Origin of the sequence: Granulicella arctica (assembly GCF_025685605.1) — a bacterium.
Lineage (GTDB): Bacteria > Acidobacteriota > Terriglobia > Terriglobales > Acidobacteriaceae > Edaphobacter > Edaphobacter arcticus.
In genome coordinates, this window is sequence record NZ_JAGTUT010000009.1 from 1 (window position 1) to 14,015 (window position 14,015).

The 14,015-nt window shown below is 55.5% G+C and carries 19 protein-coding genes; 8 read left to right on the forward strand and 11 right to left on the reverse strand.

Annotated elements, in window-relative coordinates; all coding sequences use genetic code 11:
* On the reverse strand, positions 1 to 286 hold a 286-nt coding region (locus OHL20_RS24910; RefSeq protein ID WP_263386016.1), incomplete at its 3' end, for a hypothetical protein.
* Positions 287 to 300: 14 nt separating this feature from the next.
* Complete coding sequence (locus OHL20_RS24915; RefSeq protein ID WP_263386017.1) at positions 301 to 1,602, reverse strand: MobA/MobL family protein; 1,302 nt, start codon at positions 1,600 to 1,602, stop codon at positions 301 to 303.
* Positions 1,603 to 1,699: 97 nt separating this feature from the next.
* On the opposite strand from OHL20_RS24915, the gene OHL20_RS24920 reads away from it, so the two are divergent.
* Entirely contained in the window at positions 1,700 to 2,065 is a 366-nt protein-coding gene (locus OHL20_RS24920) for a hypothetical protein (RefSeq protein ID WP_263386018.1), read from the forward strand.
* Between the two features lie 15 nt (positions 2,066 to 2,080).
* A complete protein-coding gene (locus OHL20_RS24925) occupies positions 2,081 to 2,365 on the forward strand; it encodes a hypothetical protein (RefSeq protein ID WP_263386019.1) in 285 nt (94 codons plus the stop codon).
* A gap of 89 nt (positions 2,366 to 2,454) precedes the next feature.
* Here OHL20_RS24925 and OHL20_RS24930 read toward each other — a convergent pair whose 3' ends face one another.
* From OHL20_RS24930 to parA, 4 genes are all read right to left on the reverse strand, one after another.
* Positions 2,455 to 2,757 carry a helix-turn-helix domain-containing protein gene (locus tag OHL20_RS24930; protein WP_263386020.1) on the reverse strand — a complete coding sequence of 101 codons (303 nt, stop codon included), beginning with the start codon at positions 2,755 to 2,757 and terminating at the stop codon, positions 2,455 to 2,457.
* Positions 2,754 to 3,113, reverse strand: coding sequence for a type II toxin-antitoxin system RelE/ParE family toxin (locus OHL20_RS24935; RefSeq protein WP_263386021.1), 360 nt, complete (start codon positions 3,111 to 3,113; stop codon positions 2,754 to 2,756). The genes OHL20_RS24930 and OHL20_RS24935 overlap by 4 nt, the downstream gene beginning before the upstream one ends.
* A gap of 618 nt (positions 3,114 to 3,731) precedes the next feature.
* Positions 3,732 to 4,691 (reverse strand): replication initiation protein, encoded by a 960-nt coding sequence (locus OHL20_RS24940; protein WP_263386022.1) that lies wholly within the window; start codon positions 4,689 to 4,691, stop codon positions 3,732 to 3,734.
* A 282-nt stretch (positions 4,692 to 4,973) separates the two neighbouring features.
* Positions 4,974 to 5,618, reverse strand: a complete 645-nt coding sequence (parA, locus tag OHL20_RS24945) for a ParA family partition ATPase (protein WP_263386023.1) — start codon at positions 5,616 to 5,618, stop codon at positions 4,974 to 4,976.
* A 732-nt stretch (positions 5,619 to 6,350) separates the two neighbouring features.
* Here parA and OHL20_RS24950 point away from each other — a divergent pair.
* On the forward strand, positions 6,351 to 6,509 hold the full coding sequence (locus OHL20_RS24950) for a hypothetical protein (RefSeq protein ID WP_263386024.1): 159 nt from the start codon (positions 6,351 to 6,353) through the stop codon (positions 6,507 to 6,509).
* Between the two features lie 28 nt (positions 6,510 to 6,537).
* On the opposite strand, the gene OHL20_RS24955 is transcribed toward OHL20_RS24950, so the two are convergent.
* Positions 6,538 to 6,735, reverse strand: a complete 198-nt coding sequence (locus OHL20_RS24955; protein ID WP_263386025.1) for a hypothetical protein — start codon at positions 6,733 to 6,735, stop codon at positions 6,538 to 6,540.
* 109 nt (positions 6,736 to 6,844) lie between these two features.
* Here OHL20_RS24955 and OHL20_RS24960 point away from each other — a divergent pair, with 109 nt between their 5' ends.
* The 4 genes from OHL20_RS24960 to OHL20_RS24975 all read left to right on the forward strand — a co-directional run bounded on the left by OHL20_RS24960 (position 6,845) and on the right by OHL20_RS24975 (position 8,605).
* Entirely contained in the window at positions 6,845 to 7,129 is a 285-nt protein-coding gene (locus tag OHL20_RS24960; RefSeq protein ID WP_263386026.1) for a hypothetical protein, read from the forward strand.
* Between the two features lie 104 nt (positions 7,130 to 7,233).
* Positions 7,234 to 7,512, forward strand: coding sequence for a hypothetical protein (locus OHL20_RS24965; protein WP_263386027.1), 279 nt, complete (start codon positions 7,234 to 7,236; stop codon positions 7,510 to 7,512).
* Between the two features lie 158 nt (positions 7,513 to 7,670).
* Positions 7,671 to 8,315, forward strand: coding sequence for a recombinase family protein (locus OHL20_RS24970; RefSeq protein ID WP_263386028.1), 645 nt, complete (start codon positions 7,671 to 7,673; stop codon positions 8,313 to 8,315).
* Positions 8,312 to 8,605, forward strand: coding sequence for a hypothetical protein (locus OHL20_RS24975; RefSeq protein ID WP_263386029.1), 294 nt, complete (start codon positions 8,312 to 8,314; stop codon positions 8,603 to 8,605). The genes OHL20_RS24970 and OHL20_RS24975 overlap by 4 nt, the downstream gene beginning before the upstream one ends.
* A 771-nt stretch (positions 8,606 to 9,376) precedes the next feature.
* Here OHL20_RS24975 and OHL20_RS24980 read toward each other — a convergent pair.
* Entirely contained in the window at positions 9,377 to 9,769 is a 393-nt protein-coding gene (locus OHL20_RS24980) for a hypothetical protein (RefSeq protein ID WP_263386030.1), read from the reverse strand.
* A gap of 808 nt (positions 9,770 to 10,577) precedes the next feature.
* Positions 10,578 to 11,249, reverse strand: a complete 672-nt coding sequence (locus tag OHL20_RS24985; protein WP_263386031.1) for a hypothetical protein — start codon at positions 11,247 to 11,249, stop codon at positions 10,578 to 10,580.
* 246 nt (positions 11,250 to 11,495) lie between these two features.
* Here OHL20_RS24985 and OHL20_RS24990 point away from each other — a divergent pair, with 246 nt between their 5' ends.
* Complete coding sequence (locus OHL20_RS24990) at positions 11,496 to 12,923, forward strand: hypothetical protein (RefSeq protein ID WP_263386032.1); 1,428 nt, start codon at positions 11,496 to 11,498, stop codon at positions 12,921 to 12,923.
* A 171-nt stretch (positions 12,924 to 13,094) separates the two neighbouring features.
* Here the strand turns inward: OHL20_RS24990 and OHL20_RS24995 are convergent, their stop codons facing one another.
* Entirely contained in the window at positions 13,095 to 13,505 is a 411-nt protein-coding gene (locus tag OHL20_RS24995) for an energy transducer TonB (protein ID WP_263386033.1), read from the reverse strand.
* A gap of 208 nt (positions 13,506 to 13,713) precedes the next feature.
* A partial coding sequence (locus OHL20_RS25000; RefSeq protein WP_263386034.1) for a hypothetical protein occupies positions 13,714 to 14,015 on the reverse strand: 302 nt, incomplete at its 5' end.

Sequence of the window (14,015 nt, forward strand, 5' to 3'; positions counted from 1 at the left end):
TCTCGACGGCATCATGGATCGCCTGGACAGCATTGGCCTGGAGCGTCGCCTGGGTGCTCTGCAGCCGCGCTCGCTCGGCCTCCAGCTTCTGGACAGCGGCATCAGCCCGCTTCTGCAGCTCAAGCGCCGCATTCACGGCCCACTGCTGCAATTGCGCCATCTCCTCGATCTGCTCACTCAGAGCCTGCTGCCCAGCCTGTGCTGACTTGCCGAGACGGTCGGCATGATCGATCAGACCCACGATCATCATCTCGCCCGCACTGCCCTGATTCGGTTCTTGTCCCATACCTCATCTCCTCTCTATAGCCCGATGCCGAAGCCGATCTCCCGTTCGATCTTCAGCTCTTGCTCAGGTTCTTGCTTCACCGCGGCTTCCTGTGCCGGTGGCTCTGGAACCACTGCCGGCTCGCGCTCTTGCTTGTTCGCCTCATACCGCTCCCGGAAGGCCTGCAACCGCTGCTCGATCTGAGAGGACATCGATGCATCCACGGCCTGCGCCGGACCCGCCCGCTCCAGCTCTTGTTTCTCTTGGGCAGGAGAAGGCCGTTGAGTCTCTAAATGCTGCTCGGGTTTACCCTCCACCCGCTGCTCTCGCCACCGCTCGAACTGCCCCCGAAGCTGCTCGACCCGCTCGGCCACATTCTGGGCGACGGCAACCGTCCGCTCCTTTACTTCGTTCGCCAGCTCGCGCGCGGCGGCGATCAACTTGTCCAGGCGAGAGAGTTCCTGGGACGTGCGCGCCTGCACTCCGGCGATCTGCTGCTCGGCCTGTTGTTCCAGATGCTGGATCGCGCCCGCACGGTCGAGGTGCGGCGGCGCGAGCTCGGCCCGCTCCTGGCGTAATTGGTCGATCTCCGCGTGCCGCTCCATCGCGTCCGGACCAAACCCTTGAAGTGTCTTTTCCTCCCGCAGGGAGGCGAGGTCTCCACGTCCTTGCTCAGCCCAGGAGCGTGCGTCCAGGCGCTGCTCGATGCCCGCTCGCTGCATCGCGCCGTTCATCATCGCAACCCACTTCCCGCGAACCTCTTCCGGCTTGTTCTGGTCGTTCCACCCCGGGTCTTTCTTCGCCCCGTTGCGTTTGAAAAAACGCTCCTCGGGCATCTCCCGCGTGGCAGCGGTAACGGCACGCTCCGAGAACATCAGGTGCAGGTGCGGCTGCTCAATGTTGTCCTTGGCGAGCGGCGTATGGACGGCCAGCGTATAGGCAAAACGATCCCCCAGCAGCTCGCGCGTAGCTTCGCGGGCCAGCTCCTGGCGCTGCGCCGGTTCAAGCTCACGCGGTAGTGCGATCTGCAGCTCCGTATAGGTACGGCCATTCGCACGTTCATGCGCATCGGCGGCCACCCAAAACGAGTGCGGATCGGCCTGGGCAAACTCTGGCATATTGCCGAATTCAACCAGCTCCACGCCGCCGCGCTGCTGGTACTGGCCCTCGCGCGCAAGGTACCGCGCGTGCGCCGCTGCGGGCGGTGCTTGACTCGACGACTTGAAGGCGACATGCACGATAGCCATGCGGTGGTTCTTGCCTTTGCGGTTGCGGTTGTCGTTGCGGCGGCGGTTGCCTTTACTGTTGTCCTTGCGGTTGCTGTCGCCTCTGCTCACCGCAGGTGCGCATAGTTTGTGAAACAAACTAGGTATCGCGCATTTAGTCGCTAACAACCGTTTACGATTCCATGCTGTCTATTGTAAGCTGAAGCTCATGGCTAAAGCTAATCCAAAGAGCATTCAGGAACTCGAAGCACAGAAAAAAGCGATTAAAGAAGCAGCGGCGGCAGAGGTTGCAGCCATTCGCAAAGCCACAGCGGAGAAGGTTGCGGCACTTAAGAGCAGCGAGCGACGGCTACGAGCCTTAGACATCCGGGAACAGAAGCGGCGAGAGAATCACGCCAAGATCCTCGTCGGCGTGGCTATGATTCATCAGTGCCAGATCTCAGAGGGTTCGGCTGGCAAGTTCAAGGCGCTGCTCGAAGAGTTCTATTCCGACTCGCCAGAGCGGCTCAAGGCTTCCCTCTTCGGATTGACACTAACCGTTAATAAACCAGCCAGCGATCAGGAACATGACTGAGAGAGAAAAATCTAGATGACTAAAACACAACGGGTGCCACTTAAGAATGTTCGTTTGTCTCCGAAGGTCGTGCTTTCCAGCGCTACACTCTTGCTGCATCAAGACCATATTTCGGACGGTCTCGGCGGCCAATTACCGGGGATGAGAAGCTGGGAAATTTCCGTGCCTTCGGGTTTGCCTCTTGATCTGTTCATGAGTGGCGACCAGCTCACTTTTGAGGCTGGGGAATATTCAGGTCGATGCTTTGCAAAGAACAACACAACACTTCAGGGAACAGGGCCTGTAAAAGGTCTGGCATAACTGAGCTGTGGAAAAGACGGCAAGGTGCCGCCTTGGAAAACGCCCAAAAGCGTTTCCCACTTTGCCCACAGCTCCGGCGACGGGAAGTTTTAGGAAGCGTGCAGGTCGATATTGATCGACCCATCCGGGAAGTCTGCTCGCAACTCGAGCGTGCCTCCCAGAGCCTCGACGTACTCGCGCAGGGTGCTGAGGTACATATCGGTGCGGCCTTCAAGCTTGGAGACGGAACCCTGATCGACATGCAGACGTTCCGCTACGGCTACCTGGGTCAAGCTGCGAGCCTTCCGCATCTTGTCCAGCGGCATCGACGCTAGCGTTTCTTCCAGGCGTGCATCCAGGCGTGCCTGGCTCTCCAGCGGCATTTCTCCACGAATCTTTGCCCAGCTCTTCATCCCAGTTCCTCCAGGTGCTTCGCATAGATCTTCTCGGCCTGCGGTATGGCTTTCTCATACCATCGGCCATCGCCGGTCTTATCGCCTCCCAGCAATAGCAGCGCCACGCGCCGGGGATCGAAGGCATACAGCACGCGATAGGGACGGCCTTCATGCTGCACCCGAAGCTCTTTCAAGTTCGGGAAGCGTGATCCCTTCAGCGTGTCGGCATGAGGCCGAGACAGGGCTGGCCCCAGCTCGGCAAGTAGATCGAACCCATGACCAACGCTTTCCTGTTCAGTTTGGGTGAGCGTGTTCCACCAGGCCTCGCACTCTTCGGTCAGCTCTACATCCCACGCCATAACCAAGCATGGCATGAAAGCCATATGGCTGCAAGTGCATATTTTAGAACTAGGGCTTTGCGTAGCTTCGCTATCGCGCCGCTCTTGTCTTTTGGACAGCCTCCTAGGTCGTCTGAGCCCTGTCAGCCTGCTGTGGGTGCCTTACTGTGCGTTCGGCGATGGGTTTAGATCGTTAGCCGCGACTGCTAAACCAACCTCACTCTCATGAGAAAGGTTTTGCTTTTGTTGTTGCTTCTGCAGGGTTTGGGGCGCAGCTCCAAGAAATGGGCCGTTAGGCCCTCAGTTCGCGTCCAAAGGACGTGCTCCGTTTGTTTTCCACGGATTCACCGTTTCCAGCCACCCTACATCCTGCTATTCCTCTTGTTCTTCTTGTACTTCTTGACTTCCTTATATGCAGAGCCAAACTGCCCCCGGAAGTCCCCAAAACTGCCCCCGGAAGTCCCCTTTTTCGCCCCCGGAAGTCCCCTTTGCTGCCCCCGGAAGTCCCCTTCGAAAGTGAGTTATTCGAGGAGGATCTGTGGATTGCTGCAATCCCGGTGGAGACCGCCTATGCCCCCGGAAGTCCCCTAGCTCTAAATAAAATATGTCTTTTATTTACAATGATATAAGCATTTTACCGCCCCCGGAAGTCCCCTACAGTCTTCGGGTGTTTGTCGCTTCTACTAGTAAATAACGACCAGCTCTCGGTTTCCCCACCGATAATCCCGTGGACAGTGCTTCGGCATTGACCTCGGGCCAGAGAGTGCGCAGACAAGCAATGGCCTCTACAAACCTTTCCCGGATGCGCCGTTCCTTCTTGTCGTCCTGCCACACCTGTTGCCGCAGGTACTCCCACTTGATAAGGCTAGTGCTTTCAGCCGCGTAGCAACGCCAGTATAGAAAGACCACCAGGTCCTGCAGCTGCGATTGCTTTCGGGTGGCTCGAATAATCTCCGCCGGAACGGGTACATGATGGGCGAGAAGGTCTTTGAAAAACTTGTCGTCGATCTCGACCCCGTAGACGATTTTGTCAGTCAGGGGGAGCATCGCGGAGCCATTTGTCTCTGCCCTGACGTCGATGCTTGTGGGCAGGTGGTACTCGCCGATGATTGGCATCACTCGCCCGCTGTAGCTGTCCGCTGTCTTACGTTCGACACCGATAGTGAGACCTGCGATTCGTCTGAAGCGTTCACGAAGATCCCGCCGATTCTTTCCCCCGGTCGCTAGGTTCATCGTGTTTAGAAACTCTGTCGCCGTCTCCCAACTCACAAAACGGGAGCCTGTCTTGACTGCCCTATCCATGAGGAAATGTAAGAGCGTTCGATCGCTTCCATACGGCATCGCCGCTTCAAGAGCCGTGCTAAACGTGACCGCTACCGTACTGCCGTCGCCCAGCCGCGCCTTACGCGTAAAGTGCCGCTCCGTGGTCGGCTGATAAGGAAGCCCGCAAAGAATGAGAGCCTGGGAGACCTGGAAAATCTCCTCGGAAAGCACGCCTTCATCGCGTTTCTCACGGATGCCAGCGAACCGGGCCGCGCGACGACTCACGGCAAGATGCTTCTCTGCCGCGTGGTCACGCTTGGAAATCGAGTTTGGTCCGGTCGGTGCTGCCATGTACTGCCACCCCTCAACTAATGCAGGCGTTACGCTTTAGGGCCTTCCGCTGGCCAACGCTCCTCGATCATCTGGCGGAGGACAGAAGCCATCCTGACCCCCTTCATCGTGCAATCAACCATGACGCGACGATGGAGAGACTTAGGTAAATCGAAAGTGATCCGGGAGGTAGGTTCGGCACTTCCCTTCTCTGCTGCTGGTTCTGTCGGCGCAGCTGTTCCATTCACCCATTCGTCTGCCGCTACGCTGGATGGCTGAGGCTTCGCCGGTATCAATCCTGATTTAGCCATTGGTGGTCATCTCCCTAATTTCTGCTGCCAGCTTCTGAATCTCCCGCGCTGCCTGCCCCTTCGGCTCCGTCTCAACGACGGTCAACCCACGCGCTGAACTTTCGACGAACGCCACCCGTTGCCCGACTTCAGTAAGAAATATGGGACTTTCAGGAAAAGCCGCCGAGAGAGACTGACGAAAGTCACGACTTATCGCCGTACCTGCGCTTTTACGATTCACCGCAAAAGCGTATTTGAGGTTCGGTTTGTACATTTGAGCTTCGGCAATTAGATCGGTAATTTTCTTTGCGCTCCAGATGTCAAAAGCCGACGGCTGAACAGGGATTACGACTAGATCGCTTGCCATGATCGCGGACTTGGCAACGTCGAATACAAGCGGCGGTCCGTCTATGAATGTCCATTCATAAGGGGCTGACAAGGTAGGCATGTCGCGGTGAAGAGTGTTCTTGGGAATGCCTACTACCGGAAATAAAGGTTCGCCCGTCCTGGTTGCGCTCCAGTCGAGAGCCGTAGCTTGCGGATCGGCGTCGATGTACTGAACGCGCTCTCCTGCGCTGGCGAACACAGCGGCCAAGTTGGTCGCCAGTGTGGTCTTTCCCACTCCGCCTTTTTGGTTGAGAACTGCAACTACGGGCATATCGCCGCCTTTACGGTGATGAGGTATTGCGATAAACCGACGTTACGCTTTTACGGCGTTACGGTCAAACGTAAGGCGAGACCACCTGATACAGGCTCGGAAATTTGGAGGTTGTCGAAAACCCGACTTTGCAGGCGATACTTTTTGACAGAGACATCTATGCGATCTGCGAAAAAGCGCCTACGCCGACTGCACGCTCCATACGTAATCAGCGGGGGCATCATGTTGCTATGGCTAACTGGTTGCGCTAAGAAGTCGGTGTCGGTGGCTCAGGCTGCTGGTTCTTACGAATATCATTTGGCAAACCGCGCCCAAGGAGTTGTCTGCTTTGAACTCAACCCGGATGGCTCTTACAAACTCGGCAACGCGAAAGAAGCACTCGGAAGCATATCGATGACTGGAGCTTTGCGGGAGCAAAGGTGGACGCTCGGGGGTGGAACCGATCATCAAGAACTGTGGATTGGTAAGGCTTCGCTTCCAATCGAACGCACTCGCTCGTCCATCAGGGTGACCGTTGACGACGATACAGCCATGTATTGCGATCGCCCAGTTTCGAGCCGGTAAAGCTGCACTCCCGCCAAACAGTTGTTATCGGTAACTTCGTTCAACTCGGGCCGTGGAAGCACTGAGATTGTCGCTGTCGGCCCTCTGTTACATTCTTTCTACGGACGTAGAAGAAATGGCTTTCGGGCTTCGGTATTCTGTCGCGTAGACCTAACGAGGATCAAATCCATGCGCAAACTTATCTTCTGGACCAGCGTTCTTTCTGGAGTTGCTGCCGCGTACTTTCTCTACAAGAAAGGTGTTCCTACGGGAACGATTGCTTCAGAGGTGATTGCTCATCCGATCGGCACTTTACTACACGAGCTTTCGCCCAATCCTGCCAGTTAGAGCAATCCAAATCGTGACTTAGCAATGTTTAGAGATGAGCTAAAACCCTCTTCAGCATGGCTTGGAAAGCTTCGTCCTCCACGACTCTAAGTTCCTTTAGTCGCTCGGGGGCTTCCACATGCCAGTCCAATAGATAGTGCAGGTTGGCGACCGTCTCCAGAAATGGCAACAACTCTGTCGCGAGTTCTCTGGCGGGCCTATCGCCGTTTGGGAGCGGAATATCCATCACCTTTCGGATGACGGTCGTCCCGAACGCGTTGTGCCGAGGTCGGCCGCTATCACCTGAGCATGGTCTTGTTCAACAAAGCACGGTCATTTACCCTTCAAGCTCACCTATGTCTCACTCATTGAAAGTGATCTGTGTCGGCACACCCTCAGAGTTGCTCCAAAGCCGCCAGTTTGTCTTGCAGTCGGCCGGATATGACACCACCTGTGTTGCCGTTTCTGAAGCCTTAACCCTTCTTCTTACAGGCGTATTCGATTTCATGATCATTTCAGTGACCGTCATCGAAGGCGATCGGCTCGCTTTACGCCGAGCCGCTGGAGAAGCAATGAGAATCGTTCAGCTAGCTACTTTTACCGATCCCGGTGAGCTGTTGGCGCTCCTTCGCCGCCCTTGATCCAGCCTGTGCCTGAATGCTAGGCCACCCTCGCGTGACTACCAACATAAAGGACGTTACGTTACGGCGACTCCTTCCTATTGCCAACCTGTTAACCTCAAGTGATGGAATACCCTCTCTCGATCACCAGCATCGTCGAAACCGATCACGAGGGAAGGCAGCTCAGAAGCAAAGTTACCCACGTGATGGCCACAGCTGACCTTGGGCCATTCGCTTCCTTTGGGTTCCCTGCCTTCTTCTTTGGAAAACTCGTGGATGTTTCTGAAGAACAGATTCTCTACTTCAAACATGCTCCGGGCGTCGACGTTATCTTCCGAGGAGGGGGCTACAAGTTCGAGGATCTGGAGAAAAACGGCGTCTTCAAGCTCGTCAAGATCTCCTGAGAGAAGCTTAACTACTATCGGAAGAATCAGACAGCTTGAGATTGGAACGGAGGAAGAGATGCAACTTTCTGTCATGCTGGGGTATACGCTAACCATCCACTCTCAATCAGACACTTTTCCGTATTAATAGACTTGGTATTCCTGTATTCTGACGCAAGATGAGGAAGCCTAAAGAACCTATTTCTACGAAGAAGCCCGTCCGGAGAGCAGGGACGGGCCTGCAGATAGGATACCTGCGCGTCAGTGCCGTCGACCAGAATGAACTTCGGCAGTTGGAAGGCCTCAAACTCGACAAGACGTTCACCGATAAAGCGTCTGGGAAAGACGTTCATCGTCCGCAATTTGAGCTTCTGCTGTCCTTCATCCGGGAAGGCGACACCCTGATCTGTCATTCCATGGACCGGCTGGCTCGCAACCTGGACGACCTGCGACGGATTGTCCTGGAGTTGACCCGGCGCGGCGTCCATGTCCAATTCCGCAAAGAGCAGCTGACCTTTACCGGCGAAGACTCACCAATGGCCAATCTCCTGCTGAGTGTCATGGGCGCCTTTGCTCAATTTGAACGGGAGCTTATCCGAGAACGGCAACGAGAGGGAATTGCCCTGGCGAAGAAGCGGGGTGCCTATGTTGGACGGAAACGCGCACTGACACCCGCCCAAGCCGTGACTTTGCTGAAGCGGGTAGCTGACGGCGAATCGAAGACGGCTCTTGCTCGGGAGCTTGGCCTGACGCGGGACACGATCTACCGTTACATGAGGCGATCAATATCAAGTAAGTCAGCAGGGAAGAAGGGCCAGCAATGACGGATTATGGAATGGATGCTTTGGCATTCGAAGAGTACGGCCTCGGTTATCGTGCGAGACTAGCCGGCATAATGCTGTTGGAGGGTGCAACGCCGGTCTGGCGCAGTGGGTGGGAAGATGCGGATACGGACCGTTTAGAATCGGCACGGCATCGCAAGGTCGTGGACGAGGGTTTGGAAGACAGCTATGAGGCGCCTGGGGCGTCCTCTTCGACGCCGGTCGAGAGGCACGGCTTCATGGGATCGGCTTCGATGAGGGACGGACGCAGCCCTGGCAGGCCGGTTGGGTGAAGACTGACATCCGCGTGGGTGTGGCAGGATCGAAGATTAAAGGATGAAGAAGGGTATCCAACGCGCATTGCACTGCCGGTGTGGACGGGAGAAGATCCTAGCCCAGGGTATGTGCTCAACCTGCTACACGCTAAAGCGGCAGGACGAGGCCTATTTCGGCGGCTTCAGGGAGCTGGTTCTGGAACGAGACGGCTATGCCTGCAGGGTGTGTGGAGCGTCCGGACGCCGAAAGCGCTCGATCGTTGTCCATCACCGGGTACCCGGCAAGTCAATCCTCCATCTGATGATCTCGCTCTGTCCTGCGTGTCAAGCCAAGGTGAGCCGTACCAGGGCCGTCCTTTCCCACATGCCGCCACTCTTGTTGGAACTGTGGCGCGAACAGCATCCACGAGCTCATGAACAAACGGCGCTGAACTTCAAAGTACGACCTCAGCCCTTCAAAGGAACCGCTCTTTGAGGAGGAAAGGGAAGCGGCTAGTACTTCTGCTGGTTCGTAGGCTGAGGTGCCGACATTGCCGCAACGCCGCTTTCCGCCAAAACGATCGCAGAACCATAGAGTGGTCAATCTGAGCAGCTCTGAGCTTGTTGCCGCCATTTGAGAGCTATACGCTGCATTTGGCAGGTACACTTGTCCCGAAATCCATCGAATGTTGCCTCTGCGGCTGTACCAAGCCGGACGCAACGGCGCACCTAATAGCGATTTCCCTGGGCGACCTAAGATTTGCGGTTTTGTTCGAATTGGTGATCACGGCAGAGTTCGAAACGTCTCGGCTACTGTTTCGAGTCACCCTCACGTACGGAGTATCCGTCTGGGATTCGGAACAACTCTGGATCTGGTTCTACCCTTCTTAGATCCTTAAATTCCAACTTCTTCAGACCTTGTACAGGATCATCAATGATCGTGAGCAACGCCAGCTTCAGTTCCGGGGAGTACCAGCTTTGGATGGTTATCTTCAGTTCTTTTGAGTTCCCATCCGCTCCCGCGGGCAGCGTTCTGACCGCCTTTGACCCGCGCGTCAACACTCCCATGACGATCTGTGGAGCCAGATCCTCGCTGTGGTACTTCAGCCTCTCCTGAGGCGTTGGGCCCAGGTAGACATCAAGTCCCTCCGATTCTGACCTTCTGTCCTGTCTGGCAGGCTTCGGCTCACTGAAGTGCTTCATGGTCGCTGTCTTTCCGCATGTGCACCAAGACACTTCAGCTCGGGTATCCGGATCGTAGATCATGACTTCGAAGCGCTCGCCTTTGTTCGGCTGTAAAGGGTCTGAAGGCAGCTTCCACTTATAGAATGTTCTTCCCTGCGAATCACGTGCTAAATACGATTCTGATTCATGCTGGATCTCCGTACCGTCAGCTAATTTCTGATAGCTGGTCACCACGCGGCGCGACGTATACGGCTCGCGGGTGGTCGGAATGGGTGCTGGTCGATTCCCGTCCTGAGCGATCGCGAGAGATGCGGAAAGGGCTACTGTGATCCACTTGTACCTTAGCAAGAGAAACCTCCACTGCACACAGGCGTCACTCAGTTAACTTTATAAACAATTATGCAGCAGATGACTGCATAGTTGTTCCTTCCCTTGGTGGCGACGCGCCAAGATAGCGGCAGCTCAAGAAACGGAAGTTTATATACATTTAGTGGTGAGCCGAGCTGAGTCTAAAAGGTTTTGATTTCATCGAGAGCGTAACGCAATAGGGTTGATGAGATTGGCGCAAGAGATGAGTAACAGCATGCCGCAGGCAGAGAGCGTTGCGAATAGCGCGGAGCGGATGCCGGTACCGACCTCGTGATCGGCAAAAGGCGTGAGCAACAGAGCGAAACTAGCAGGATACAAGGTTTCTTCTTCCTGTCCAGGCGTTGCCCTTGCCTCTGTGCAGGCACCTGCGTTATTGCTTGGGCAGCAACGTCTTCGCCAGTTCCGTCACCACCCACTTCTGTTCCGGTGTAAGCGCGAATTATGAAACACAAATGGCTTAGCGGGCTTCGCTGAAAAGTGAGGGCACGTTCGGATACTTTTCAAACTGCTTAGAGAACTGAGAGCCGGAAGAGAGCGCCAGAGTCCCATCTTCCTTGGAAGGCAACGGTTCGGTCTCAGCTCCATACTCGTAAACATGGCCGATAAGTGGTTTCAGGAAGAGTAGATATTTCCGGTTAAGAGCCATCTGTACCGACGTGTTCTGGGTGATTGCAACGCCATCCACCTTTGTGCTGCCCCCGCGAACCCGAACAAGAATTTCGTTCTCACCTAGATTCTTGTAGGCCGTGGGTATTGCAATCTCTGCCGTCTTCTCACGCGGGTCCGAGGACGCAGTCATATGCAGACGCGTTGTCGCGGTCCCTGCGAGCCGCAAGCGATACCACGTAAAAACCACGAAATCGTCATTCGTTTGCGACGAAGACTCGATTGTCCCAAGAACCAAGTCGTTTTGTTGCACCACCTCGTGCGGCGTACGCTGCTGCATCGGCTGTGCAATGTGCCCAATTTGTATGGCGCTCTGCCCTCTCTGCTTCGCAATCTCTGCGTACCAGCGGAGGCTTGTGGGAAGCACTGGAGACTGCGCAACGCATGATGAGTAAGGCACGCATGCAACAGCAACGATAAGACTAAACAAGAGCCAGTAGCTATATGCGCGAAAGTATTTCATCGGCAACACCACTCCTATAGTAGAAAAACCAGATCTGTAACTCAGCTGCGAGTGCAACAAAACGCGTGCAACGCCATCGGAGCACGCAACGCAGTTCATCATGGCCAGGAGAACTGAACCTCTCCGCAGTCCCGCGACGGACCATACATAATGAGAATACAAGGGTGGTCCAGGAGATATCATCAAGCTGCTGCCGCAACCTAGGCTACTACGGACAAGCACCTAGCCTTTCTGGAGCTAATCGGAATGAGCGTCGTTGAATTGCTACAGCAGTCACGAAAACAGGCTGAAAGTGCATCGTCTTTAGTACGGGCAGCCGCAAAACTGCGCATCGCACGCGTCGAAGCCATTGCCGATCGCGCTAAGGGACGGATCACGCTGGAAATGGCGCTGGAAGAGATCGGCACATTGCCAGAGCCAGAACGCTCTGTCTTGTTTGATCACGCCCGGGTGTTTGCAGCAGCGATTGAGCCTTCATTATTGCCGGGCATACCAGAGGAATCGAGAGCTCCCCAAGGACATACCGGATGGATGCTGGGGAAAACGATGCTGGAGCATGGTCATGTTGAAGCCGCACTTCAGTTTGTTCTGCAGGATGGGCCTGCAGAATCCTTCCCCTTTCTCTTCGCAATGAACATACTTCAAGACTGCGAGGATCAGACGCAACGTTTGGCAGTGATGCGGAAGGCTGTCAAAGCATGGCACGAGACAAAAGAACACGAGTTCCTAAAGCTTTTCGGAAGGTATTGGACTGTGGTGCCGACTACAGAAGCTTTCTCAATTCTGCACTCCGTTGTTGAATCTACCCTGAACGATTCGGAGTGGCCGATGCAGGGCTCTTTTGACAATGGTTTGCTGTTATTTACGTCTGGTCGGGAGTTCATGCTCTTTGAGATCTTCCATATCTTGCGACGCCTGGACCCTACGCTTGCGGCAGAGCTGATTGCGAAGCATGAGCAGTTGGCGGCGGGTGCGCGACGGTATCCCAATGGATGGGATTCGATTCAGCAGGAAGCAGAAGAAGAGCAGAAGCGCCGGGAGCTTGAAGGGGGGCCGACCTGCGGCGGTCGCGCTTATATCGGGTCCGGCGCTTCCCAGGATATCGCCTTCCAGTTCGCATTACAGGACGGCGACTTTGACCGTGCTATGGAGCTTGCCCAGGAACTATATCGGGAGGATACCGATATAGAAGCACCGAACTTTGCTCCCAAAGTGCTGTGGCCTTCGGCGGCAAGATTCCGCAGCGTTCTCTACCATGCTGGCAGACGGAGGGGACTTGAAAAGCGGGATTTGCTGGCGCGAGTTCCCGATGAAGACCTGCAATTGCTGGCTCGTATTGAGTTCGCAGCTGCGGTGGCAGGACTGACGGAGATGCCTAATTCCTCTCGGCGTCAGAGTAAGGCGCAACATGGTCGACTTCGGGGCAAGGTGCGGCGTTTACCTGAGGCGGACGGCCCAGCCATGATCGTTGATGGGGCACCTGTGCGATGTCCTGGGTGTCAATGGCGTCCTAAAACAGGCAATGTATGGGGTTGCCGCTGCGGAAATGTCTGGAACACATTCACCTCGCGCGGACGGTGCCCCGTTTGTTCGTATCAGTGGCCGGTGACGCAGTGCATGCAATGCGGGAAGGTGTCCCCCCATGAAGACTGGTATGGAGAAAAAGAGGCTTAGTCCCAATCAACGCTTTCTTATTTCTCCAGCCGCCGAGCTACGGTTTAGAGGAGAGGCTCTCTATGCTCGTTCCAAGCTATGGCTGCTTTGCGTCACCCACGACAACTCCGGTTGTCGGTGGGCAAACGCCGTTCGCCAACCAGCCTCGGTCTGTTCGACCTTATCGCAGAGTTAAGGAATGGCTATCGGAACGCCGGAATTAAGAGTGCCATGCTGTAGATCTTGGCGCTGGAAACGCGGTACTTGCTTATCACCTTCCTGCTGCAAGCGGTAATCGATTGCGATTGGACAAGTGCGCACACCACTAAAAGAGTTCGCCCGCCATCCCCGGACAAATTCAAGAGCACTTTCACGCAACATCTCAGGCCCGGCTACAACGGTCACCGAATCCGCCTCACCGCTCCGCGTAAAGTTGACGAGCAAAACAACTGTACCCTGCACATGTGCTGCCTTTGCAATTGATGGAAAGAACGGAGCAACGGATTCCCGCATAGAAGTAAGGCCACATGCAGGCTGCTGTGCTTCCGCACGCACGGCTATTAGGACAAGAGCAATCAGGGCAACGTTTTGAAGGCTGCGCATATGTGACTTTCCCTTACTGAGAACTATAGACGCTCTAACTGTGGAGCTTCATGCCAGCTGTCCGGAACGCCTCATTTTAATAACCTCTATTCGCCGTCGAGGCTGTGGGTTTGTGGAACGAGCATATCTTTTGCTCGTTCCAAGTTCGCGCTCTTTGCGAACATCAAATCCATAGCCTGCCTTTGGGGATGCCCGTGCTCTCCGGTGCCTACTTCACCTTTCCCTTGTGTGCTGGAGGCTGCGGCTCGGGCGCTACAGGAACCGGCTGAGCCGGCGTAGAGAAGAACTGCTCGATGCGGTCGAGCCGGTCGTCCATGGCGTTCTGCGTGCGTATGACGAAGAAGTACCCGATCAGCAGACCTCCGACGGCACCAAGAAGAAAAACGCTTGTAATAAACAGCCACTTCGAATCCTTGAGGTTCTGGCGCACCTGAGCAGCGGCGTGCTGGATGTCTCGAAGCGGCCTTGCCAGAGCTTCTTCAACCTGCCGTCCGATCCCGCCGCTCTGCT

What these genes read in the sequence shown, in the direction of transcription:
- OHL20_RS24920 (WP_263386018.1), top strand. Translation starts at nt 1,700, where the DNA reads ATGGCTAAAGCTAATCCAAAGAGCATTCAGGAACTCGAAGCACAGAAA.
- OHL20_RS24925 (WP_263386019.1), top strand. Translation starts at nt 2,081, where the DNA reads ATGACTAAAACACAACGGGTGCCACTTAAGAATGTTCGTTTGTCTCCG.
- OHL20_RS24930 (WP_263386020.1), bottom strand. Translation starts at nt 2,757, where the DNA reads ATGAAGAGCTGGGCAAAGATTCGTGGAGAAATGCCGCTGGAGAGCCAG.
- OHL20_RS24935 (WP_263386021.1), bottom strand. Translation starts at nt 3,113, where the DNA reads ATGCCATGCTTGGTTATGGCGTGGGATGTAGAGCTGACCGAAGAGTGC.
- OHL20_RS24940 (WP_263386022.1), bottom strand. Translation starts at nt 4,691, where the DNA reads ATGGCAGCACCGACCGGACCAAACTCGATTTCCAAGCGTGACCACGCG.
- parA (WP_263386023.1), bottom strand. Translation starts at nt 5,618, where the DNA reads ATGCCCGTAGTTGCAGTTCTCAACCAAAAAGGCGGAGTGGGAAAGACC.
- OHL20_RS24950 (WP_263386024.1), top strand. Translation starts at nt 6,351, where the DNA reads ATGCGCAAACTTATCTTCTGGACCAGCGTTCTTTCTGGAGTTGCTGCC.
- OHL20_RS24955 (WP_263386025.1), bottom strand. Translation starts at nt 6,735, where the DNA reads ATGGATATTCCGCTCCCAAACGGCGATAGGCCCGCCAGAGAACTCGCG.
- OHL20_RS24960 (WP_263386026.1), top strand. Translation starts at nt 6,845, where the DNA reads ATGTCTCACTCATTGAAAGTGATCTGTGTCGGCACACCCTCAGAGTTG.
- OHL20_RS24965 (WP_263386027.1), top strand. Translation starts at nt 7,234, where the DNA reads ATGGAATACCCTCTCTCGATCACCAGCATCGTCGAAACCGATCACGAG.
- OHL20_RS24970 (WP_263386028.1), top strand. Translation starts at nt 7,671, where the DNA reads ATGAGGAAGCCTAAAGAACCTATTTCTACGAAGAAGCCCGTCCGGAGA.
- OHL20_RS24975 (WP_263386029.1), top strand. Translation starts at nt 8,312, where the DNA reads ATGACGGATTATGGAATGGATGCTTTGGCATTCGAAGAGTACGGCCTC.
- OHL20_RS24980 (WP_263386030.1), bottom strand. Translation starts at nt 9,769, where the DNA reads ATGAAGCACTTCAGTGAGCCGAAGCCTGCCAGACAGGACAGAAGGTCA.
- OHL20_RS24985 (WP_263386031.1), bottom strand. Translation starts at nt 11,249, where the DNA reads ATGAAATACTTTCGCGCATATAGCTACTGGCTCTTGTTTAGTCTTATC.
- OHL20_RS24990 (WP_263386032.1), top strand. Translation starts at nt 11,496, where the DNA reads ATGAGCGTCGTTGAATTGCTACAGCAGTCACGAAAACAGGCTGAAAGT.
- OHL20_RS24995 (WP_263386033.1), bottom strand. Translation starts at nt 13,505, where the DNA reads ATGCGCAGCCTTCAAAACGTTGCCCTGATTGCTCTTGTCCTAATAGCC.